The 19,706-nt window shown below is 61.0% G+C and carries 18 protein-coding genes; 9 read left to right on the forward strand and 9 right to left on the reverse strand.

What is annotated here, in order from left to right:
* Positions 1-18: 18 nt before the first annotated feature.
* The 5 genes from J9314_RS19460 to J9314_RS11640 are packed head-to-tail and all read left to right on the forward strand — an operon-like array spanning position 19 to position 4,511.
* Positions 19-294 carry a (2Fe-2S)-binding protein gene (locus J9314_RS19460; RefSeq protein ID WP_425514159.1) on the forward strand — a complete coding sequence of 92 codons (276 nt, stop codon included), beginning with the start codon at positions 19-21 and terminating at the stop codon, positions 292-294.
* Entirely contained in the window at positions 291-623 is a 333-nt protein-coding gene (locus tag J9314_RS11625; protein WP_210602563.1) for a (2Fe-2S)-binding protein, read from the forward strand. The genes J9314_RS19460 and J9314_RS11625 overlap by 4 nt, the downstream gene beginning before the upstream one ends.
* A complete protein-coding gene (locus J9314_RS11630; protein ID WP_210602564.1) occupies positions 620-1,882 on the forward strand; it encodes an NAD(P)/FAD-dependent oxidoreductase in 1,263 nt (420 codons plus the stop codon). The genes J9314_RS11625 and J9314_RS11630 overlap by 4 nt, the downstream gene beginning before the upstream one ends.
* A complete protein-coding gene (locus J9314_RS11635; RefSeq protein ID WP_210602565.1) occupies positions 1,879-3,090 on the forward strand; it encodes an NAD(P)/FAD-dependent oxidoreductase in 1,212 nt (403 codons plus the stop codon). Before J9314_RS11630 ends, J9314_RS11635 begins: the two co-directional genes overlap by 4 nt.
* Complete coding sequence (locus tag J9314_RS11640) at positions 3,087-4,511, forward strand: TRAP transporter large permease subunit (protein WP_210602566.1); 1,425 nt, start codon at positions 3,087-3,089, stop codon at positions 4,509-4,511. Before J9314_RS11635 ends, J9314_RS11640 begins: the two co-directional genes overlap by 4 nt.
* Positions 4,512-4,583: 72 nt before the next feature.
* Here the strand turns inward: J9314_RS11640 and dctP are convergent, their stop codons facing one another.
* The 4 genes from dctP to J9314_RS11660 all read right to left on the reverse strand — a co-directional run bounded on the left by dctP (position 4,584) and on the right by J9314_RS11660 (position 9,151).
* Positions 4,584-5,858, reverse strand: coding sequence for a TRAP transporter substrate-binding protein DctP (gene dctP, locus J9314_RS11645; protein ID WP_210602567.1), 1,275 nt, complete (start codon positions 5,856-5,858; stop codon positions 4,584-4,586).
* A 157-nt stretch (positions 5,859-6,015) separates the two neighbouring features.
* Positions 6,016-7,629 carry a TRAP transporter large permease gene (locus J9314_RS11650; protein WP_210602568.1) on the reverse strand — a complete coding sequence of 538 codons (1,614 nt, stop codon included), beginning with the start codon at positions 7,627-7,629 and terminating at the stop codon, positions 6,016-6,018.
* Positions 7,629-8,165: a TRAP transporter small permease gene (locus tag J9314_RS11655; RefSeq protein WP_210602569.1), complete on the reverse strand. Its 537-nt coding sequence runs from the start codon at positions 8,163-8,165 to the stop codon at positions 7,629-7,631. Before J9314_RS11655 ends, J9314_RS11650 begins: the two co-directional genes overlap by 1 nt.
* Entirely contained in the window at positions 8,165-9,151 is a 987-nt protein-coding gene (locus tag J9314_RS11660; RefSeq protein WP_210602570.1) for a LysR family transcriptional regulator, read from the reverse strand. Before J9314_RS11660 ends, J9314_RS11655 begins: the two co-directional genes overlap by 1 nt.
* A gap of 122 nt (positions 9,152-9,273) precedes the next feature.
* Between J9314_RS11660 and J9314_RS11665 the strand changes: the two genes are divergently transcribed.
* Complete coding sequence (locus J9314_RS11665) at positions 9,274-9,981, forward strand: aspartate/glutamate racemase family protein (RefSeq protein WP_210602571.1); 708 nt, start codon at positions 9,274-9,276, stop codon at positions 9,979-9,981.
* Positions 9,982-10,063: 82 nt separating this feature from the next.
* On the opposite strand, the gene J9314_RS11670 is transcribed toward J9314_RS11665, so the two are convergent.
* From J9314_RS11670 to J9314_RS11680, 3 genes are all read right to left on the reverse strand, one after another.
* Complete coding sequence (locus tag J9314_RS11670; RefSeq protein ID WP_210602572.1) at positions 10,064-11,089, reverse strand: TolB-like translocation protein; 1,026 nt, start codon at positions 11,087-11,089, stop codon at positions 10,064-10,066.
* A gap of 126 nt (positions 11,090-11,215) precedes the next feature.
* Positions 11,216-11,455, reverse strand: a complete 240-nt coding sequence (locus tag J9314_RS11675; protein WP_210602573.1) for a hypothetical protein — start codon at positions 11,453-11,455, stop codon at positions 11,216-11,218.
* Positions 11,456-11,679: 224 nt separating this feature from the next.
* Entirely contained in the window at positions 11,680-12,564 is an 885-nt protein-coding gene (locus tag J9314_RS11680; RefSeq protein ID WP_210602574.1) for a LysR family transcriptional regulator, read from the reverse strand.
* Between the two features lie 135 nt (positions 12,565-12,699).
* Between J9314_RS11680 and J9314_RS11685 the strand changes: the two genes are divergently transcribed.
* The 3 genes from J9314_RS11685 (at position 12,700) to J9314_RS11695 (ending at position 16,219) form a co-directional block, all read left to right on the forward strand.
* On the forward strand, positions 12,700-13,884 hold the full coding sequence (locus J9314_RS11685) for a CaiB/BaiF CoA transferase family protein (protein WP_210602575.1): 1,185 nt from the start codon (positions 12,700-12,702) through the stop codon (positions 13,882-13,884).
* 13 nt (positions 13,885-13,897) lie between these two features.
* On the forward strand, positions 13,898-15,172 hold the full coding sequence (locus J9314_RS11690) for an SLC13 family permease (RefSeq protein WP_210602576.1): 1,275 nt from the start codon (positions 13,898-13,900) through the stop codon (positions 15,170-15,172).
* Between the two features lie 390 nt (positions 15,173-15,562).
* Complete coding sequence (locus J9314_RS11695; RefSeq protein WP_210602577.1) at positions 15,563-16,219, forward strand: hypothetical protein; 657 nt, start codon at positions 15,563-15,565, stop codon at positions 16,217-16,219.
* Between the two features lie 129 nt (positions 16,220-16,348).
* Here the strand turns inward: J9314_RS11695 and J9314_RS11700 are convergent, their stop codons facing one another.
* Positions 16,349-17,146, reverse strand: coding sequence for an aminotransferase class IV (locus J9314_RS11700; protein ID WP_210602578.1), 798 nt, complete (start codon positions 17,144-17,146; stop codon positions 16,349-16,351).
* Positions 17,146-19,536: an aminodeoxychorismate synthase component I gene (pabB, locus tag J9314_RS11705; protein ID WP_246490353.1), complete on the reverse strand. Its 2,391-nt coding sequence runs from the start codon at positions 19,534-19,536 to the stop codon at positions 17,146-17,148. Before pabB ends, J9314_RS11700 begins: the two co-directional genes overlap by 1 nt.
* Between the last annotated feature and the right edge of the window lie 170 nt (positions 19,537-19,706).

Consider the following 19,706-nt stretch of genomic DNA (forward strand, 5'->3'; position numbering starts at 1 on the left):
TTCGAGGCAGGATAGAGAATGCAAGAGAACTACATCGTCTGTCGATGCGAAGACGTGACCCTCCAAAGTGTGGAATCCTGCATCGACGACGACGGCGCCCTCGACCTGCCCGAGGCCAAACGGCGTCTGCGCGTCGGGATGGGGCCATGTCAGGGGCGAGTCTGCGGACCGATGCTTCGGAGTATCTTCGGTGAGTCTGCAGTCGGTTCACTTGAGAGGAATGCGGTCCTCAGACCGGTGCTGCTGGCGGACATCGCCGCGACTGTTTCCGACGCCGGACAAGAGCAGCCATGACCCGCATAGACAAGCATCCCGTGCTCGGCGCGTCCACCTCGGAGACCATCGAGATCATCGTTGATGGCCGCGAGGTCAGCGCCCGAGACACCGATACGATTGCCGTCGCGCTGTGGGCCGACGGACAGCGAGCCCTCCGCCGCAGCAGCACCGGCCAACCCAGAGGTATGTATTGCGGAATCGGCCACTGCTTCGAATGCCGCCTGCTCATCACTGACGACGACGGCTCAGAGGTCGGCGCCCGGTCCTGTCTGACGCCGGTGCGCGAGGGCATGGAAGTGAGAACACTCGGGTCTTCGGGCGTGGATGAAGCGGATCCCCAACTGTGAGCCACGTGGACGTCGTCGTCGTCGGTGCGGGCCCCGCCGGTCTCGCCGCAGCTGCCCTTATCGCGACAACAGCCTCCGTTCGGGTGACTGTCATCGATGAATCTCCCGCACCCGGAGGCCGACTGCGCGCTCAGATCTATCGCAGGAACGGATCGTGGTTCGTCGGAGGTGACCGTGCCCGTACCCTGGCGCACGGCGCCAGAGAGTCCGGAGTGACGATCGAATCCGGCTGCTTGGTCTGGTCGCTCGATACACGATCGGCCAGCGATCGCGGCGCGGAAGCGGAAGTGTCGCTCGATTCGCCTCCACGTTTTCGATTGGGCATCAGCGGCGGACGCACGCTGACCGCGGACTACCTCATCATCGCGACGGGAGCAGCCGAGACTGCATATGGTCTGCCGGGATGGACGACTCCGGGCGTGCTCGCCGTCGGGGCGGTTCAGACCATGCTCAATGTCCATCGGGTGCTGCCCGGCGATCGCTTAGCCGTCATCGGGATCGACCCGTTGTCCCTCTCGATCGTCGACGAGCTGGCAGCAGCCGGAGCCCCGGTTCAGGGCGTCTACCTCCCTCCCCCGTCGACAGCGACCGGGCCGTTCACGAGACCGAGCGAGATCTTCTCTCGTCTTGCCGAGCTGCGCAATCTAGCTCCGAACCGGCTGCTCTCAGCGGCGATGCACGTCCTCAGAATCCCCGGGATCACCGAGCTCGTCGCCAGGCTCTGGCCGGCTGTCGGCGTCAGATTGGCGGGGATGCCCCTGCACCTGCGCGAATGCGTCGTCGGCATCGAAGGAGACACCGGTGTCACGGCGATCCGCACCTCCCGGGTGGATGCTGCCGGACGGCCCATGGGCCGCGAGAAGGTCATCGAAGTGGATTCGGTGTGCATCAGCGGTGGCCTGCACCCGCTCCAAGATCTCACCCGAGATTGCGTCCTCGTAGACATCGCAGAGCTCGGCGGCACAGTTCCGCTGCACGGGCCCGACCTGGAGACCACGGTCGGAGGCCTCTATGTGGCAGGGAACATCACGGGGATCGAGTCGGCTTTGGTCGCCGAAACGCAGGGACGGCTGGCAGGAACCGCTGTCGCCGCGCGCATCACGGGCAGGGTGTCACAGGCCGACCTAGAATCAGCACGGACGGACGTGGAGACGGCTCGTGCGTCGGCACCGATCTCCTTCATGCCGCGGATCGTCGAAGGCCGACACCGGATGAGCGAACTATGGGCTGCTCATTCCACCAGGGAGGCGACGGTATGAGCGATCCAGCAGCGGACGTCGTCGTCATCGGAGCCGGGGTCATCGGCTCGTGCATCGCATGGCGGCTCTCGCAGATCGGAATGAAGGTCATCGTCATCGATTCTGGAGCACCAGGGGCGGGAGCCTCGGGGTCGTGCGACAAAGCCATCTTCCTCCAGTCGAAACGGCCGGGTCTGCCGATGCGGATGGCCGTGGAGTCCCGGGCGATGTACTCGACGCTGACCGACGAGCTCGATGCCGACATCGAGTTCAGCCCCGGAGGCGGCATGGTCGCCATCGAGACGGACACTCAACTGACTTTCATGAAGAGCTTCGTCGAAGAACAGCGACAGGCAGGTATCACCGTGGAGCTGCTCGATGGCGACCAGGCGAGAGCACATCAGCCCTGTCTCTCAGAGCACATCCTCGGGGCCAGCTACAGTCCTGATGACGCCGAGGTGAATCCTCTCTCGCTCAATGCAGCACTCGTGGATGCGGCGGTTCGCGCTGGAGCCGAAATCCGTCGTCAGCACGAGTTCCTCGACGTCGTCCGCCGAGGCTCTCAGGCCGAGGCCGTGGTCACGTCGAAAGGTCGCATTCCGACCAAACTGGTCATCAATGCGGCGGGACCCTTCGCCGGCGTGGTCGGGTCTCGTGCCGGAGTCGGCACACCAATCATGCCTCGGCGAGGCTCAATACTCGTCTCGGAGGCACATCCACAGATCGTCAACGGCAATCTGCTCTGCGCCCAGTACGTCGCGGCTAAGCATCTTGCTGATGTGCCCGGAGCCGAAGCGCCGCCTTATGGGATCGGCCTGTCACTCGGCCAGACCGCGTCCGGCACTCTTCTGATCGGTGGAAGCCGGGAGTTCGCAGGATTCGACAAGCACCCTGACCGCGAGGTCCTTGCGGCAATCGCCGCACACTCGTCCCGAATCGTGCCTTCGCTGAGAGGTGTGCGCATCGTGAGGGCGATGACCGGTCTCAGACCGTACACAGGCGATGGGCTGCCCATCATCGAACGGAGCCCTGACCTCGGCGGTTGGATCACTGCTGCCGGGCACGAAGGCGATGGCATAGCGCTGACACCGATCACCGGCATCCTGGTCAGAGATCTGATAACCGGGGAGAGCACAACGGGTGACTATCTTCCAGCCCTCACAGGTCTCAGAGAGACCTTGGCACATACAGGCCGCACCGGCGCGGCTCGACGAAAGCAGGCATCATGATTGTCGTCATCGCATCTCTGGCGGTGCTCTTCGCCATTGCGCTCATCAAGAAGATCCCCGTCATCGGCGGCAATATCCAAGTCGCACTCGTGGGCGGCGGACTCGCCGCCGCACTTCTGTCGGGCATGGCTCCGATCGACTACGTCACCGGCACAGTCGACGGAATCGACAAGCTGGCATGGGTCATCGCGCTGAGCATCTTCGGAAGCATCTATGCTGAGACACAGGTGCGGATCGGTGCCATGAGCACGACGATGCGATTCCTCCAGATACTGTTCGGGAAGTCTCCGCGCGGCCTCATTGCCGCCACATTCGTCACTCTCACCCTGGCAGGGTCTCTGCTGGGTGATGCGATCGCCGCAGCGACCGTCATTGGGTTCCTCGTCATCCATGCCTTGGCCGAGATGAAGATCAAACCAGCCCAGATCGGAATGATCATCCTCCTGGGGGCGTCTCTCGGCTCTCTCATGCCACCGATCAGCCAAGCCGTCTACCTGTCAGCCTCTCTCGTCGGCACGGACCCCGACCCGGTCACACTGTGGTCGTACCTGACTGTGACGATCGGCGTCGTGCTGGCTATCCTCGAATCGTTCCGCTTCGTTCGCAGACGCAGACTGGAGAAGCTCGAGGCGTCAGGGGACCTCTCGGCATCGGGAGGAGACGCTGCGCTCGCCACGATGGTGGAGAAGGACGAAGGGACACGACTCGTTCAGTTGGGACGACTGACGCGGGAGCGGTGGAAGAGCATACTTCCCTTGGCCGTACTCATCGTCATCGTGCTGCTCAAGACCGGGACCGGCTACGACATCTTTGCTGAGATCCCAGGCGTGCGAGATGTGACGGCGTGGATGAACTCAGTGCCCATCCTCAACGGTTTGGCGTTCCCCGTGGTTCTGGCGATCATCGTTGCGACGATCGTGGCATTCGGGTTCACCGAGGTGCGGAAGGCTCCGCTCGAGACTATCGGCACCGGGCTGAAGAATGTGCGGCAGACAGTCGGAATCCAGCTCTGCGCAGCCTTTCTCATCGGTTGCTTCTACGCCAGCGGAGCCGTCGACACGGTCTCCGAGATGGCCGCACATGTGTCAGGCTCCGGAGTCGCAGTGATCAGCACCGTCGCCCTGATGATCCTGGGAATGCTGGTCGGATCGCAGACTGCGGCTCAGACGATCGTCGTTCCGTTCGCGTCCCCGATTCTGGAGAATGCCGGAGTCGATCCGTCCAGCATCGCCGTCGGTATGAGTCATATTGCCGCCGCTGCTCAGAACCTGCCGCCCGTCGGATTGACCGCGTTCGTTGTGTGTGGAATTGTCGGCGCCACGTTGAAGACGAAAGTCGATCCGGTGAAGGTCATGGTTCTCGCACTGCCGAACTCGATGTACTTCATCATCCTCGGGCTCGTCTTCCTGCTCCTCGGTTGACACGGATCGAAAACGGTCCTGAGTCGGTGCGACTGAGGCCAGCCGATTCGGCTGGCTGTCCCCGCTGATTGCTCACTCCGGCCGGTGCTCGCTCATGACCTTCTCGAACAGTTCGTCGCCGAGCTGGTCGTAGTTCGCATCCTCCGGGTACCACTCGTCGAGTTCAGCGAAGTCGCCCTTGTCGTCGTAGCCGAGGTCGGTGACAACCTTCTGCCATTCCTTCGCTGCATCACTCAGCGTCGCGGGAGCCTCTGAGACCTTGGCCTTCTCCGCGGTCTTGTCCGACAGCGTCTTCGCGTACTTCGCCATCTGCTTCTGCACATCATCGTCGAAGGGCTTGACCGAACCGTCGTTGTCCTTCGCCTGCTCGACCGCCTGGGCCTTCGCCCCGATGACGACCTCCATCATCGTCGAAAACGTCGTCGACATCGCATCGAAGACCACCTGCTGATAGGCCACCGGCAGCTCCGAGTACTTCTTGCCCGCTGTGATCGCACCGGCCGAACGAGCGATACCCGCATCGGCGGCAACACCGATGTTCGGGGCGACCTCGAAGGTGCCGGCCTCAACGTTCGGTGCCAGCTGCCCGAGGTCACAGTCGACGGTCCCGCGCTGCAGCGCCTCATAAGTCTCCGGGAACGACAGCGACACCGGAGTCGCACCCAGGTCGGTCACCTGCTTGCCAGCAGCAGCCGAACCGACGCGGATCTGCTTGCCCTTCCAGTCCTTCGCCGAGGTCATCGGCTTCGAGCACATCGTCGCGTAGTCACCGGCGGCGAGCATCGGGATGAGCGGCACAAGGTTCTTGTCCTCGAACTCGGCGAGCACCTCGGGCGTCTCCCATGCCGCCTGCACACCGGCCGCGTTGGCCGCCAAATCACTGGCCACCGGTGAGGACGGCAGCGTCGACATCGCTGTGCCGATCGCATCGAAGGCCGGGTATTCGGCCGGGGTGTACGACGGCAGAGTGAACGCGAGGTCGACGCGACCATCGGCCAGGGCATCATCGACGTCGGCGTAGCTGGCGATCGCCTGACCCCACACGATGTCGACGGTGATCTTCCTGCCCGAGCGCTCCTCGATGGCCTTCTTCACGTCGAGTCCGTTGGGCGCGAGGATCGACTTCTCCGACATCGCCGAGGGCTGGAACTTAAGCGTCACTGGGTCGAGGTCGGCCAGAGCCTCATCGATCTCATCCTGCGAGGCATCGAAGGCGAAGCCCTCCCCCGCATCATCGCCGGAGTTCGCTCCGCTGCCGCCGACGGAGCCGGCGCACCCGGCCAGCAGTGCCAGCGACGCGACCATGGCGATGGCGGGACGGCGGGCCGCCGAAGAGATACGCTTCATGGGACTCCTTTGAACAATGCCTGAGAATTCCCTCCAATCATATGCCCGAATGAGGTCACCCTAACCATGACTCCCCTCACACCACGCGGACGAAAACCCACCGCGGCAGCCACGGATCGCGGCGTCGACGGGAACGGTGGGGCCACCTCGGCGAGGGTCAGCCGGACATGCCTCCGCTGGTGCGTTCGATGAGGTCAGGCAGCCATTCGGTCATGCCGGGCACGGTGACCATGAGGATCAGGAAGATGACGACGACGGGCAGGAACCACAGCAGGGAGAGGAAGATGTCGCGCAGGGTCACGGTGTGGCCGAGGTTGACGGCGGGGTTCTTCACGATTGAGTGGACGATGTAGGGGATGATGCCGACCGGCGGGGTGACCATGGCGAACTCGCCGAGGAGGACGACGAAGACCCCGAACCACAGTGCGCTCACGCCCATCGTCTCGAGCGTGGGCAGGAGGATCGGGATGGTCAGCAGCATCATCGACAGGGTGTCGAAGAACATGCCCATGACGATGTAGAGGACGATGAGGACGAGCAGGAATCCCAGCGTGGACAGGCCAAGGCTCGTGATGAATCCGGTGAGGATGGGGGCGAGTCCCGTGATGGCGAGCAGGCTGGTGAGCATGGTCGCGCCGATCATGATGAAGAAGATCGCCGAGGTGGCCGCCACCGTATCCATGGCCGAGTCCGTGACCTTGCGCCACGGTGTCTCGCCCCGTTTCTCCCACAGGCACAGCAGGAGTGAGCAGAGCGCGGCGGCGGCGCCTGCCTCGGTGGGGGTGAAGATGCCGGAGAACATGCCGCCGAAGAGGACGATGAGGATGATCGCGAAGCCCCAGATGCCGGCGAGTGAGGTGAAGCGGTCGCGCCAGGTGGTGCGGGGGCGGGTTGGGGTTGGGTCTGTGGTGGCTGCGTTGCATGTGGTGGTTGCGTTGCGGTCGGTACGGGTGCGGCCGACGAGCTTCGGTGCGATGACGCCGAGGGTGAAGATGAAGACGGCGAAGCACACGGCCAGCAGGATGCCGGGCAGGGCACCGGCCATGAGTGCCGGGCCGACGGGCACGGAGGCGATTCCGGCGTAGATGACCATGAGGATCGAGGGTGGGATGAGGTTGCCGGTCATGCCGGCGACCATGATCGTGCCCACGGCCATGCGTCGGTCGTAGCCGGCTTTGAGCATTTCGGGGATGCCTGCTCGGCCGAGGGCGTAGGTCATGCCGATGGTCGATCCGGTGACGGCGGACAGGCCTGCCCCGGCGAAGGTGGTGCCGATGCCGATGCCGCCCGGCAGCCAGGAAAACCAGTGGTCGGCGACGCGGTAGATCTTGCCGGACAGGCCGGATTGAGTGAGCAGCATGCCCATGAAGATGAACATCGGCAGCACGCTCATCGTCCAATCCGAGACTGCGTTGAACGGTGCCGTGGCCAGCACATTCATGGTCGCGGGGACTCCGCTGATCGCGTAGACGCCGACGATCGACGGTACGGACAAGGCGATGGCCACGGGCACGGAGAGGAAGATGAGCACGAGCATCATGGCGATGCACCAGGCACCGCCGATGGCTGCGTTCGGGCTCGTGAAGAGGCCGATCAGGCAGACGGCGACGAGCCCGCAGCCGACAATCAACGCAAGTGCACCGGGTCGTTGGCGGCGGGTGCCGGTGGGAAAGAGGGTGGAGCCGTCCGGGGTGCTCGAGTGTGGTGCGGCGGGCAGGCCCGTGCCCGCGGCGTTGGCAGTCGTGTTCGCAGGTGGCTTCGGCCGGTTCATCAGTAGCTGCGGTTCTCCAGGTCGGTCTCGGCGGGCTCGCCGGTGGAGAGGTCGAGGTCGGGTTCACCGGTGCGGACGATGACGATGGCGTCGAGCACGTAGAGCACGGCCAGGAGCACGAACACGACAGGAACGAGGAAGTACACCGGCCAGGTGATGACCGAGGAGACGTCGGCGGTCTGCCCGATGTCCATGTAGGTAAGGGCCCGGCCGAACCCGAACCAGGCGAAGCCGATGGAGACGAGTGCACCGAGGATGCAGGCGAAGATCTTGAACGCCGAGGCGGTCGCGGGTTTCGCCCGTTCGATGGCCATGGTCACGGTGATGTGTTCCTTCTGCAGCTGGGCGGCCGGGATCCCGAGCAGGGCGACGATGGGCAGGTACCAGTATTCGACGATCTCGTTGGTGCCGTAGATCGGTGCGTCGAAGAGCGACCGGGTCAGGGCGTGAAGGACGATGTGGAGCATCATGATGATGATCGCCGCGGCTGTGGTGACCGTCAGGCACTTTTCGAGGTCCTTCGTGAACGTGAGCATCACGATTCACTGTAGCCATCGTTTGGGCTGCCGAGGGCGGAGTGTGCTGTGACTTCCACCGCTCGCAGTGCATCGAGGAGGTCGCCGACTTCCGAGGCGTCGGCCAGTCCGTCGGGGATCATCGCCGTGACTCGGCGGGCGCCAGCTTCGTCCATGGCGATGGGGTCGATGCCGGTCACGCGGTTGTAGCGGCGGGCGCTGCGTGGCAGGAGCGCAACGCCGAGCCCGTTGGAGACGAGTGATTGGATGGCGCCGGGGTTATCCGTGATGTGGCGGGTCCGGGGTTCGAATCCGGCGTTGCGGCAGAGTCGTTCGGCGGTCGAGCGGCAGCGCACGCAGCCCATGATCCACGGCAGGTCGGCGACGTCGGTGAGGTGTTGGATCTGGCCGGCACGGTTCCAGCGTTCGGGGACGAGGAGGTCGAGGTGGTCGGCGCCGAGGTCGATGGTGGTGTGGCCGGGAAGCTCGGGTGGGGTTTCGTCTTCGTGGTGGAAGAGGAAGGCGATGTCGATGTCACCGTTCTCGAGCAGGGTGATGGCTTCGGGTGGTTCTGCCTCGGCGACTTCGTACGAGTGGTGCTGCGGGGTCTCGGCGCCCGTGCCGGCATTGGCTTCGAGACGGCCGAGGGCTGCGGCCAATGGGCCGATGACGAAGCTGGGGAACCCTGCCAGCCGGACGTTGCGTCCGCCGAGGCCGAAGGCTTTCGCGAGGTCACCGCGCAGCCCTGTCACCGAGGCGGCTATTTCGCTTGCGCGGATGCGGGCGAGTTGACCGGCAGTGGTCAGCCTGATGCCCCGCGGGGTGCGGTCGAAGAGGGTGACGCCGAGGTCCTTTTCAAGTGCGTTCATGTGTTGGGACAGAGCGGGTTGGGACCAGCCGAGTGCGCGGGCGGCAGCACCGATGCTGCCGGATTCCGCGATGGCGCCGAAGATGAGCAGTCGTTTCGGTTCGCCGAGGTCGAGGGCTTGTTCGAACACATTTGCCATAAGCCCAGCTTATGTCAGAGCAGAGGGAACTGGGTCTACCGACGATGGCGAGATCGGACCAGACTGGAGATCTAGGACAGTTTTCGGTGGTCGAGGATGTCGACGGATTGAGGAGTGAGAGTATGCGCAGGATCGGTCTGCTGGGTGGTATGAGTTGGCATTCGAGCATCGAGTACTACACGAAGATCAATGATGCAGTGGCGAGTCGGCTCGGCGGTCATCATTCGGCACGGATCCTGCTCGACTCCACGGATTTCGCCGAGATCAGGGAGTTGCAGCTCGCCGAGGATTGGGCCGGCGCCGATGCGGCACTGGCGGGGACGGCGCAGCGCCTGGTCGACGGCGGCGCTGAGGCAGTGGCGATCGCAACGAACCTCATGCATAAGTGCGCCCCAGCCATCGAGGCTTCGGTCGACGCCCAACTCATTCACATCGTCGATGCGATTGCCACGATGGCGAAGCGTCAGGGGTATTCGACTTTGGCGGTGCTGGGCACGAAATGGACGATGCTCGACGGCTTTTATACCGATCGGCTTGAGGCACAGGGAATCGGAACTCTCGTGCCGGATGAGGCGACGTGCCTCGAGGTCGATCAGATCATCTTCGACGAGCTCACTCAGGGCATCTTCACCGATGCCTCACGTGAGCGGTACGTCGAGATCATGAACGACCTCAAGGCACGCGGCGCGGATGCAGTGGCACTGTCATGCACGGAGATCGGCCTGTTGGTTCCACCGGAGACCGCTCCCCTGCCAGCCATAGACTCCGTCGACGCCCATGTGGCCGCGATTGTGGAGTGGATGATGGCCGAGGAGTTCGCACACGTCTAACGATTGTCCACGTCCGTAGGCCCCTGCATCGGTCCCGGGGAGAGCGACCGCACGAGCTCCTCCGTCGTAGTGCCGTGCCGGTTCAGCTCTTCTTCACTCCCGGATCAGCCGACCAATCCCACTGGTCGGAGTTGATGGCGGGAAACAGCGTCTTGGCACCCGAGCCATCACGTTCTCCGAGCATCACGTCATACGGCCCGGGGTCGTCATGGTTCGTCGTCGGTGCTTCCGAGTCACGGACGAAAAGGGCCTCTTTCCCGGATGGCGACAAACGCGCGTTCCAATCTGTATTGGTTTTCAACAGAGCGCCCTCCCCGGTACCATCGACCTTCACCGAACGCAGCTGCACCTTTGCGCTTCCGTCTCCTTGCCACTGTTCGAAGACCAATGATCCGTCAGCCGAGACGTCTCCCGGGCTGCGGTAGACGCCGGATTCGGATGGCACCACCGTCGTGGACGTCGAATCTGTCAGATCCACAGCGTCGATCGGTCCGTCTGCAACGTTGGTCCGCTGGAGCACCACATCCTCTCCCGACTGGCTGAAGCCGACGATTGAGTCATCCGAAGCTAGTGTCGGAACCTTTTGCGATTTGCCGTCGTCGACGTCAACGAGCGAGTCAGAGCAAGTCTCATCGTCGGTTTCATAGATACAGGTCTTCGTCAGGAGTCGTTCACCATCTGCTGAGATGTCGTACACCTTAGGAATGGTTCCGTACTCTCCGTTCTTCATGACCTTCTTGTTGTAGGCAAGATCGTTGGTGACTGTATTGCGCACTTGGAGATATGTGCCCTTGTTGTTCTCGACCACATAGGCAACGCGCGAACCGTCATTCGACAGAGTCAGACCATGCACATCGGCACCAGAATGATCATTTCGATCGAAGTTCTGGAAGGTCCACGATTTGTCCGGCTCGCTGCCGTACGCAAACCTGATCTGCGGCAGCCTGGTCGGATTGGTTTCGGACGATGGGGCCGCAGCGTAGGCAATTAATCCTTCACTGTCGACTTCATCAGCTGCGTGTGCCGCTATCGGCGGCGAGACGAGCGTTGCATTTGCAACGCCCACTGCGGTAAAAACAGCCAGACTGGTGTGCAGTGCGCGTTGCATGAAAAGCTCCTTGTTAGGTAGTCGCAGGGGTTCTTGATGCAATTTCAGGGTAACAATTTCTCTGACTGAAGCAGAATTCGTTTGCACGACGCTTCCACATGCGGTGATCCGGGAGGCTTGCGAGTTTTAGCCTGCACGGGCATTCCGCGCGGTGAACGCCTCAAGTCTGCCCGAGGCCGGATGCAACGCCCGGTTGGCAGCCTGCTCCAGGCTGGTCCAGTCAACGCTTTCGTGGAAATCATGGTGCGGCATGGAACTTCTCGTCGTGGTCTCAACGACACCCTGAACCATCTCGAAGATGCGCATGCCTTTGGCATGCCCGAACTGAACAACTGAGTCGGCGAGGAGGAACAGTGCTTCTTTCAATGCCGGGTCCACGGCGCAGGGCAGAATGTCCTGCGCACCCTAACCCGAGCTGAGGTCAGTGTTGTAGCTGAAGCGACCGAGCAACTCGAGACTCAGTGCATCGCGACTCTGGTTCTTAATGAGGAGACCTGCCTCGAGGTCAACAACAGGGGGCCCGCGGTCCTCTCGACTCAGCTGTCCTTGAGGACCAGCCTGCTACGCCTTCGCGAACACCGACTCGATTATCAGTAGTCGAACATCGCGACACCCTGTTCCGCAATGAAGCGCCTGACAACTAGGGCGGCTGCGGAAGGCTGACTCCCGCTCCGATGTAACAGGCAGAGTTCAAGCTGAGGAGTATCCAACAGTGGAATCCACTTCAAAGACATGCCGGGATCCGGATTGTCGACGGCGGCAAGGACTCCGACGCCCGCCCCATTTTTGACCATCACTTTGACTGTCCGACCCGATGCGGCCCTGACAACAACCTCGGCGTCAGGAAGTCGATGAACAAGTTCCTCCCCGATGACAGTCCCTGGACGCATGGTGACAATTGGCCATGCTTCCAGATCCTGCCACTCAAGCGTCCTTCGATCGGCGAGAGCGTGGTCAGACGGCACGACGACGGCCAACCCGACACCAGCGAACCTGGTCCTGCTGATCCCTTTCGTCGCGGGTGTTCTAGGTGATGAGATGACTCCGATGTCAAAGTCACCACCAAGTACTCCCGCCTCGATATCGGCAGAGCTAGCCTCCGAAATTTCGAAGCGCAGATCGGGATGCTGCTCGAGCAGTCTCGCTGTCACAGGCGCCAACAGCGATTCGGCCAGTGTTGCGATGGAACCGATAGTGACGCGGCCACGGTAGGCTCCGCCCACCTCGGCCGCCATACGGTGAATCACCTCTTCGGAGGAGATCAGTCGAAGAAAGTATGGGATAAGACTCTGCCCCGCTTCCGTTGGTTGGACGCCAAATCTGCTACGCGTCAATAGGACAACGTTCAGCTCTTCTTCGAGCAAAGTAACCTGCTCACGCAGAGTCGGCTGACTGACATTGCAACGAGCAGCGGCCGCTCGAAACGAACAGGTGTCGACCGCCGCAAGAAAGTAATGCACCCTTTGGATCTTCACACCCAAAGTATAGAGTTTTTTCCTATCACCTACGCAAGCTGAGCACTCCTTCCCACCCGCCACCGAAGCCACGATGCTTGGGAGTAGCGCTTGTTCGCTGTACAAGCTTCACGACGATGTGAAAGGAAAACACTTATGCCAAAACAGCCTCTGTCAGGAGTACGGGTACTCGACATCTCGACGATCATTGCCGGTCCGCTGGCGGCGACATTACTGGGAGAGTTCGGGGCGGAAATCATCAAGATCGAACAGCCAGGCATTGGAGACCCTGCCAGGGGATATCCGCCATTTGACGGCGACCAATCCGCGGCTTGGACGATGCACGGAAGAAATAAGAAGAGTGTCACCCTAGACCTCCATCATGATGATGCGTCCGAGATCGTCGGCAAACTGGCTGCGGGTGCGGACATTGTCGTGACGAACTTTCGTCCAGCGACCTTGAAGAAGTTCCGTATCGACTTCGATGACCTCTTACCGTTCAGGAAAGACCTGGTTATGGTCCACATCAGTGCATTCGGACGTACGGGCCCTTATGCAGATCGACCCGGGTTTGCCCGTGTCGCGGAAGGTTTCGCCGGTCTGACCTATCGCACGGGCGAACCGGACGGCGCCCCGATGTTTTCAGGCTACCCGGTCGCCGACGGCGTAACAGGCATATATGCCGCCTTCTCCGCCCTCCTGGCGTTGCGCCAGCGTGACCTTACTGGAGAGCCGCAACTGGCTGATATTCCACTCTACGAGCCACTGCTGCGCATGATGGAGGACTTCATCACTGACTTCAGTGTGACGGGGAGAAGCGTGGAGAGACAAGGCAACCGAAACCCCCATATCAGCCCAAACAGCCTCTATCGGACGAAGGATGAGGTGTGGATCGCGATCCCCGCTTCAACCGAGCGAATGTGGGAACGGCTCGTCACCACGATGAAAGCACCCGAACTAAAGCTCTACGGGTCACTAATGAGCCGAATTGAGCATCGAGAAGAAATCGAAGCGCAAGTGGCAGAGTTCGTTCGCGCTCATGATTGCGGCGACTTGCTGGAGAAGTTGTCCGCGGCAGGAGTCGCAGCCGGGCCGATCAACTCGGCCGAACAAGTCTGCAATGATCCGCATATCAAATATCGTGGGTCGGTGGTCGAGGTTGACGATGGCAACGGCGGAAGACGGCTGGTGCAGGCACCCGCCGGACGCTTCTCAGGCTTCTCGGGAAAAGTCGGTGGACCGCCGTCTAAGCTCGGGGCCGATACAGCCGAGGTCCTTGCCGGACTGGCTGGATTCAGTTCTGCCGACATCGCAGATCTCCGTACTCGGAATGTGATCTGAGGGGTTTGTAATCATGACAATCGCAGACATTTCAATTATCGTTCTCATTCTGCTCTTCGCTGCCACCATGGTGCGAGGCTTCAACCTCGGGTTAGGGTCGTTCGCGGCCGCCTTCATCATCAGCGTTGCAGCTGGGATGAAAGCCGACGAGGTCATCCAAGCCTTCCCCGGAGACTTCTTCATTATGATCGTCGGTGTCACAGCGCTGTTCGGAGTGGCACAGATCAATGGCACTCTGGATTGGATGCTAGACGGCATACTCCGCCTGGTCCGCAGCAATGCGACCTTGGTGGCGTTAGTTCCATTCTTCGCCGGCGCACTGCTAACGGCTTTCGGCACGCTCCCGGCCGCGGCCACCGCAATCGTGGCTCCAATAGCGCTTGGATTGTCCGCCCGGTACAAATTGCCACCACTCATGATGGCTGTCCTCGGCATTATGGGAATCCTCAGCGGCCTGTTGTCTCCCTTGGCCGTCTTTGGCATCACTGCCAAACAACAAGCTGCCGCGTCGAATCTTGCGGTTCCAGGACATATGCCGATCAGTCTTTTGGCCGGATCAATCCTTGCTGGTGTCCTAGTCTGTATTGGGGCATTGGTAGTTTCTAGGTCTCGAGGGCTACTCCCCAAAGGGCAGATCGAACGCTTCGACGCGTCCTACACGCCTGGGGGCGGTGGAGTCGCGACCGCAGTCCGAACAATCCCTAGAACCCGAGACCTCGTCGTCACCCTGGGCGGGATCGCTCTAGTTCTAGTCTTCGCAATTGGATTCGACGCGAACATAGGGCTGCTGGGAACTTCTGTCGCCTGTCTACAGATGATGATCCTCGGTATGGAGCCTTCGGCGGCAGTCGCAAGGATTCCCTGGGCTGTAGTGCTGCTGATCGGAGGTCTTCTCACTTATATCGGTGTCATGCAGAGCCTCGGCGCCTTCGAGCGCATCAGTCAGCTTCTGACAGTCGAGGGCTCTCCAATGATCACCCTCCTGCTCCTGTGCTATATCGCAGGAATCACCTCATTCGCGGCAAGCTCGATCGCGGTCTTCGTCACGGCTATGCCGCTCATTCCCAATGTGGTCGAGGCCGGCGTTTCGCCCATTGGAGCCATACTGGCAGTTGCCTTGGCATCTGTTGTCGTGGATATCAATCCCTTGGGGATCACAGGAGGACTAATTCTCGGTTCCGCGCAGGAAGAAGTCCGACCAAGACTATTCAGGCAGCTATTGGCCTACGGACTGATCTCTGTTGCCGTCGGCCCGTTGGTTGTGTGGGCCCTATTTGGCTGGTGGTGAACGTCGACCCGCAGGATCGTCGATACGAACAAGACCCACGCAATCTCCTCAAACTCATCTGAGAGTTCGCCTGGCAAGTACCGAGTCTCCTCGAATAACCGAGGCCGTTGAACGCACATTGGAACGTTTGAGCTAGGCACATTGCGGCATGTTCCCAATCAGAAGTATCCAGTGAGCCAGCTGGTTTGCGACGACTGATTCGAAAGATGGAAACAGATCTTGACTGACACCGTCGAAAGGAACGGCGGCTAAGGCCACAGTAGCCCGGAATAGCCTGCGGGCAACCTCGGCGTTCGAACCTCCACAACATGACTACCAATACCCGACCGCGAGCGTACGTCACCATACGAACGACCGACTCATGTCAGCCCTGCCATCTACGCTACTCGCATGATCGAATTGGTTGGTACTGCGCTTGGATCGACAGTAATTGCGGTAGTAATAACAGAGATGCTCCACCGGTTTCGCCCTGGAAGGATTGGCGAGAAGGTTGGAGCACTCAAAGATGAACTTGCGGTCCTTCGCGGAATGGATGACGGCACCGTGTTAGGCAAGGCCGCATACGCTGTAGGCAGTGCCACAGTGGAAAACGCCATGATCAATCGGCTCGCCCCAAACAGGGCCATTCAGAGCATCGGTTTAGTCTTCTTTTCCATGGTGTCGTTTATCCTAGTGTTGACTTTCAGCTCAATCGCTGACCCAAACGGAATAGCCGATCATACATTTATAGCTCTAGCGGTAATTCTTTACACTGCATTTGGAATATTCTTACTATTTACCGGCTTGTTCGGATGGCTCGCATCATCATTCGTGCGATCGTCAGTATCCTTGGGATTTAGATTATCACCTGAATTTCGACGCGACCAACTGAATGAAGCATTCGCCGACCTGAAATCGTCCGTATTCAAACCGATAGATGATGGCGATCGACAGCACTACGTATTTCGTCGCTGGTATCAAATCTGCTTGACTCAGACCGGTAAGACTCACATTCGCGCATTCATGCGGGAAATCGACAATCACTCCGACGCAACTATGTCCAGTTGATTTCGAGAGACCGTATCCGCTCAATATTGTGGGTTTCACAACCCTGACCCGCCCACTCAGCTCTAGTTCTCAAGCATGCGCATAAATCACGCTGCCCGGCGAGTTGGCTCTTAGTATTCTCGAGCAGGATCAGCTCAATAGCGGTTCAGTCTGACCGGCCAGCCACAGTCTCCATTCGCTGAAATGCTCCAGCTCAGAACCGAAATCGGAGACAAATTGGCCAGAGGAAGCTCTGATTCTCCTGATTCCATGCATGGCATTAACCAGCCACACTTCGCGCCCGCTGAAATCCTCAGGACGGGCATGACGCCGTTCAATATCGATGGAGCGGTTGCGCGCTTCGGCCTGAATTAATGCGGCGGTGACGCCCGAGAGCTGGACCAGGTCGTTGTGGGGCACGCACATAGTTTCGCCGTCCCACCACAACAGGCTCGTCGTCGCGCCCTCGATGACATAACCGTCCTCGCTGAGTAGGAGCACTTCACCGCAGTCGTGCTCCTCTCGAGCTTGCGTCCGGAGCTCCTCCAGCAATGCGATGTCCGGTCCCTTACGCCCAGGGGTGCTACGTGGATCGGAATAGGGAGGGATGAGGACTCGCAGTTCACCAGTTTGGTGCGGTGCCGGTCGTAAACGGAACGCCAATATTCGATCGCCACCCGGTGCCGGCTCAAGAACGTCCACTCGGGGGAACCACTCCCCCGTCTTCGGGATCTTCTCAACGACCGACGCCCAGAATTCGGCAGTGACCAGATCACCAACATCCACCTGCCCTGCAGCATCGGCAAATCGTGCCTGATGACGTTCGAACGCTCTCACTCGCCCGTCTACGACCAACCACGAATCCGCCGCCAGCAACGTCCACGTGCTGACGTCCTTCGACGGCTCCTCGAATCGGCACTCTTGCGCGTTCCACACCCAAACAGTCATCAGTCAACTCCACTTGCGAGATCGATAATGTTGTCGTTGGCAGGACCAGCCACCTCGGTGGGAATCACCGCATGGATGCCGTCTCCAACTCCAATATTGACGCCACGCACCTCGGTCGAGTCGTTCCCACCGGGAAACTCGGCTCCACTAAGCAGCCGCAGCAGCGGTGCCGCTTTCACCACCGTCTCCGCATACTCCTCATCGGAATCCGACAGCGCGACAATCGCCCCACCGACCCCGTACCTCCAGGTCTCGTCACGGACCACGAGGGTGCGGATGACGACGCTGAGGTCAACGGCACCGTTGTGCGAGAAGTATCCGACCGCACCGCTGTACACCCCGCGCGCACCCGCCTCGAGTTCATCAATGATCGCCATCGTGCGCTGTTTTGGCGCTCCGGTCATCGACCCCGGAGGGAATGCCGCCCGCACACACTCCACCGGACTGCTCTGCTCGTCCAGCTGTGAGCTCACCGTCGACACCATCTGATGCACAGTCGCATAGGACTCGATGCCGAAGAGCGACTCCACCTGCACCGATCCCAGCTCGGCCGTGCGCCCGAGGTCGTGCCGAACCAGATCGACGATCATGAGATTCTCCGACCGATCCTTCACCGAGGCCGCTAGTTCGGCCATGATCGCCGCGTCCTCCTCGGATGTGTCCCCGCGGGGACGCGTGCCCTTGATCGGCTTCGACTCCACTCGCCCATCGGCATCAATGCACAGGAATCGTTCCGGCGAGGTGCTGAGGATCGCTGCGTCCCGGGTCCGGATGAACGCGCCGAACGGCGTCGGATTGTCCTGACGTAGACGCAGATACTTCACCAGTGCGTCCTCGTGTGGGTCGACCGTGGCCTCGAGCATGTTCGTCAGGCATACTTCGTAAGTCTCGCCGTCGGTGATCTCCCGCTGCACTCGATCAATGAGGGTCAGGTACTCATGTCGGCTATGCCGGGCCGACAAGTGTGAGCGTGAGAGGCCGGAGGATGTTGCGCCCTCACCTCGCGCCGAGGTAGCGCCCGGCTGAACGGGTTCACCGGCGTCGTGAGCGGGGATCGCTTCGATCTGTGCGCGGATTTCATCGAACCATTGTTGAGACGCTATACGGCCCGCAGGGTCATCGGGTTCGCGCAGTGCGAGCAGGTGAATGCGGTCGGTGTCGTGGTCGATGACGATGGCACGGTCGAGGAACATCATCACGGCATCGGGCAGGTCGGACTGATGCTGGTTCGGTGAGCCGACCTCGGCTTTGAGCTCATAGCCGAGGTAGCCGACCCACCCGAGTTGAAACTCGAACGGCAGGTCGGGGCCGTCGGCGTTTGTGGCGGGCAGTTCCGCGTCTGTGCCAGATGATTCAGCCTCACCGATTGCCAGGTCGGCATCGGTGCTGGAGAGTTCCGCGTCGAGCCAGTCGAAGAATCCGGAGGTCGCAAGAAACGGCGTTGCTCCGTCATTGTTCGTGCGGACAGCGACTGTTCCGTCCCGAACCGAGGCTGTCGCGACTTTAGCCAGCGGACCCGTCGGTACACCCATGATCGAAAACCGTGAGGAGGCGTTGCCGGGCAGGTTGCCATCGAGCCAAATCGACTCGCGCTGACCGCCGAAGAGCTCAGCGAACAGGCGGGCGTCGGCAACTGTCTGCGGCAGCTCGTCGGTGTCGAGGATGTATCGACGCGGTGCATCAGAACGGTCTTCGGCGGCCCGAACCTGCTGACGATCTGAGAGCGTCCCCGCGGGGACGCGAAAGGTCGAATGCCGCGGATCGGATGCCGTACTCGTCCCCGCGGGGACGTTTGCTCTCGTACGTCGTGCGCACCACTCCACGGTCAAGTCGGCGAAGTTCTGCAGCAGCGTCCGTGCTTCCTCGGAGGCAATCGATTCTGGGTGGAACTGGACTCCCCACTGAGGCCTCGTCCGATGTTGCAACGCCATGACGACGCCGTCTTCGGACCACGCCGTCGCCTCGAGAGACTCGGACAGTTCCGAGACCGCGAGCGAGTGATACCGCACCGCCGAGAATGGCGACGGAAGGCCCACAAAGAGCCCGGTGCCGGAATGTCTGATCGGAGACTCCCGACCGTGCCGGGGTTCTGGCGCATGCGCCACAACTCCCCCGTGAACGTGCGCAATCCCCTGATGCCCGAGGCACACCCCGAGCACAGGGATCGGGGAAAGTTCGATCACCTCGGCGCAAATGCCGAAATCGGACGGCCGCTCCGGAGTGCCCGGGCCCGGGGAGATGACGACATTGTCGAACTGGTCGAGCATGTCGAGCGAAAACTCTGCCCAATCATTGGGCACAAGAGTCGGCGCGCACTCGTTCACCTCGGCGACGAGGTGGAAGAGATTAAGCGTGAACGAGTCGGCGTTGTCGATGAGCAGAGTACGCATCACACAGATCTCCTCTCGAACTATGCGCGACAACATCGGAACCCAAGCGGATCGACGCAGCCGATGAGCGGGCATCGGTTCGCGTTTTGGGCATGTGTGATTGTATGTGAAGCTCCAATGAACTCGCCGCCATCATGGTACAGCTGAGAAACCGTCCGACATCGTCAGCA

It is taken from the genome of Brevibacterium oceani (assembly GCF_017948325.1).
Taxonomy (GTDB): Bacteria; Actinomycetota; Actinomycetes; order Actinomycetales; family Brevibacteriaceae; genus Brevibacterium; species Brevibacterium oceani.

Excerpts from the sequence above, each read along its gene's own strand:
- J9314_RS19460 (WP_425514159.1), top strand. The coding sequence starts at position 19 with ATGCAAGAGAACTACATCGTCTGTCGATGCGAAGACGTGACCCTCCAA.
- J9314_RS11625 (WP_210602563.1), top strand. The coding sequence starts at position 291 with ATGACCCGCATAGACAAGCATCCCGTGCTCGGCGCGTCCACCTCGGAG.
- J9314_RS11635 (WP_210602565.1), top strand. The coding sequence starts at position 1,879 with ATGAGCGATCCAGCAGCGGACGTCGTCGTCATCGGAGCCGGGGTCATC.
- J9314_RS11640 (WP_210602566.1), top strand. The coding sequence starts at position 3,087 with ATGATTGTCGTCATCGCATCTCTGGCGGTGCTCTTCGCCATTGCGCTC.
- dctP (WP_210602567.1), bottom strand. The coding sequence starts at position 5,858 with ATGAAGCGTATCTCTTCGGCGGCCCGCCGTCCCGCCATCGCCATGGTC.
- J9314_RS11650 (WP_210602568.1), bottom strand. The coding sequence starts at position 7,629 with ATGAACCGGCCGAAGCCACCTGCGAACACGACTGCCAACGCCGCGGGC.
- J9314_RS11655 (WP_210602569.1), bottom strand. The coding sequence starts at position 8,165 with ATGCTCACGTTCACGAAGGACCTCGAAAAGTGCCTGACGGTCACCACA.
- J9314_RS11660 (WP_210602570.1), bottom strand. The coding sequence starts at position 9,151 with ATGGCAAATGTGTTCGAACAAGCCCTCGACCTCGGCGAACCGAAACGA.
- J9314_RS11665 (WP_210602571.1), top strand. The coding sequence starts at position 9,274 with ATGCGCAGGATCGGTCTGCTGGGTGGTATGAGTTGGCATTCGAGCATC.
- J9314_RS11670 (WP_210602572.1), bottom strand. The coding sequence starts at position 11,089 with ATGCAACGCGCACTGCACACCAGTCTGGCTGTTTTTACCGCAGTGGGC.
- J9314_RS11685 (WP_210602575.1), top strand. The coding sequence starts at position 12,700 with ATGCCAAAACAGCCTCTGTCAGGAGTACGGGTACTCGACATCTCGACG.
- J9314_RS11690 (WP_210602576.1), top strand. The coding sequence starts at position 13,898 with ATGACAATCGCAGACATTTCAATTATCGTTCTCATTCTGCTCTTCGCT.
- J9314_RS11695 (WP_210602577.1), top strand. The coding sequence starts at position 15,563 with ATGATCGAATTGGTTGGTACTGCGCTTGGATCGACAGTAATTGCGGTA.
- J9314_RS11700 (WP_210602578.1), bottom strand. The coding sequence starts at position 17,146 with ATGACTGTTTGGGTGTGGAACGCGCAAGAGTGCCGATTCGAGGAGCCG.
- pabB (WP_246490353.1), bottom strand. The coding sequence starts at position 19,536 with ATGCGTACTCTGCTCATCGACAACGCCGACTCGTTCACGCTTAATCTC.